The sequence below is a fragment of the Bacillus cereus group sp. BfR-BA-01441 genome (assembly GCF_022663075.1).
GTDB lineage: Bacteria > Bacillota > Bacilli > Bacillales > Bacillaceae_G > Bacillus_A > Bacillus_A cereus.
This window is the reverse complement of the sequence record NZ_JAKUEU010000186.1, coordinates 1-2195: the sequence shown is the minus strand read 5'-3', so window position 1 is coordinate 2195 and position 2195 is coordinate 1. Positions and strand designations below refer to the sequence as shown.

Below are 2195 nucleotides of genomic sequence, written 5' to 3'. Positions count from 1 at the left end.
TGAGATTGCCTTATATAAAATGCGTAACATATCATCAATCTCTTCAAAAGTAGAAGCAAGTGGTGGCATAAATACAATCGTGTTACCTAGCGGTCGTAAAATCATACCCAGCTCTCTTGAGCGTTTACATACTTGAACACCGACTCTTTCTGTCCAGTCAAACGCTTCTTTCGTTTCCTTATTCTTCACAAGCTCAATACCAACCATTAATCCGCACTGACGAATATCACCTACATGTTTATACGCAAAGAGCTTTTCTAATTGCGCTGTCACATAATCCGTTTTACGTGCCACTTCTTCTATTAAATTTGTTTTTTCATATAGTTCTAGATTCGCGATTGCTACGGCACACCCTAACGGATTACCTGTGTAGCTATGTCCATGGAAAAATGTTTTTTGTTCTTCATATTCTCCTAAGAAGGCATTATATATTTCATCTGTCGTTACCGTAACTGCAATTGGTAAATATCCACCTGTTAAACCTTTCCCAGCAGTTAAAATGTCTGGCGTCACATTTTCATGTTCACACGCAAACATTTTCCCTGTACGCCCAAATCCAGTCGCTACCTCATCTGTAATAAATAATACATTGTACTTTGTACATAAATCGCGCAGTCCTTTTAAATATCCTTTTGGCATTGTAATCATTCCGCCAGCACCTTGCATTAATGGCTCTACAATGATGGCAGCTACTTCTTCATGCTTTTCTTTCAACAATTCTTCCATTTCTTCTAAATGGATTTTTACAATTTCCTCCTTATTATTTCCGTAAGGAGAACGATATGTATATGGATACGGCATTTTAATCGCATCAAATAAGAGCGAACTATACACTTGGTGAAACAAGTCTATTGCTCCTACTGAAACAGCTCCAATTGTATCACCGTGATATGCTTCTTTTAATGTAACGAATCTTTGTTTCTTTGGTTTCCCTTTATGCTGCCAATATTGGAAAGCCATCTTAATTGCAATTTCAACAGCGGTAGAACCTGAATCAGAATAGAATACCTTCTTCAATCCATCTGGTACAACCTCAATAATTTTTTCTGCTAATAAAATAGATGGAACGTTAGCAAGTCCTAACATAGTAGAATGAGCAATTTTATTTAATTGCTCACGAATTGCTTCATCTAATTCCGGTACTTGATGTCCGTGAACATTTAACCATATAGATGAAACACCATCCCAATATTCATTACCATTTACATCGTATAGTTTTCTTCCCTCTCCACGTTCAATAATGACAGGATCTTCTTCTAAATAATCTTTCATTTGTGTAAATGGGTGCCATACGTAAGCTTTATTTTTCTCTGCTAATTCTTCATATGTATAAGATGATTTTTCAATCGTTCTACTATTTATTGTCACAATTGTCACCCCTAATGTTAACTTGTTTATAAATATAGTTAACATTAAATCCGAATGACTGTCAATTATTTTAAAATCAAATAGTTCTTAAAAAAGAACAACTTATCATACGATAAGTTGTTCTACTTTCCATGCTGTATCTTTCCAATTTCTAAAATAATTTCTTCATCTTTTTTCCCCTCTGTATCAATTCCAAGTTGCTTAGCGTGCTCAATTAATAAATCATGACGCTTCTCAAATCTAGCGGTATTTACTTCTTTCGTAACCTCTTCTTTTGTTTTCCCCTCAGTAGAAACTCCTAGTTTTTCTGCTGCTTTTTCCATTGATTTCTTCTCTTCTATTTCTTTTACTTTCTTCACTTCTGACTGTTGTATTTGCTTTTGTTTCAACTGCTCTGATTCAGCCGCAAAAGCTGTGTAAATTCCAGCACTTCCTCCAATAACTAATAAAGTGGTAAAAAGAATTATTTTTTTCTTCACTCTTTCCTCCCCCTTTCAAATTCATTATAACGTACATTTTTACAGCGTTAAAAACAATTATCCTTTATTCCCCTAAAAAAACATTTAATATTTTTATTGACATGTAAGATGAAAATATGATAAAAATTTAACTAACATCATATGAATCGGCGTTGATAGGATTTAGTAGTATTTCGATTTCTGATTTCAGAGAGCTGGTGGTCGGTGCGAACCAGTACAGAGCGAATTATGAATTACCCCCTGGAGCTTCTTTTACGAAACGTGAGGAGTAGTGAAAGACGGTTATAGACCGTTATGTCTAAAGAGTGGTGAAACGACACTGTTTCACAATTTAGGGTGGTACCGCGA

General features: G+C 35.1%; 2 protein-coding genes and 1 other annotated feature. Both genes read right to left on the bottom strand.

The window, feature by feature from the left end:
- Window positions 1-1413: adenosylmethionine--8-amino-7-oxononanoate transaminase (bioA, locus tag MR107_RS29740; RefSeq protein WP_242293125.1), on the bottom strand; the 1413-nt coding region annotated here is incomplete at its 3' end.
- Between the two features lie 77 nt (window positions 1414-1490).
- Complete coding sequence (locus MR107_RS29735) at window positions 1491-1847, bottom strand: hypothetical protein (protein WP_000726902.1); 357 nt, start codon at window positions 1845-1847, stop codon at window positions 1491-1493.
- Between the two features lie 143 nt (window positions 1848-1990).
- Window positions 1991-2195 (top strand) — a binding site (T-box leader). This feature is flagged as partial in the annotation.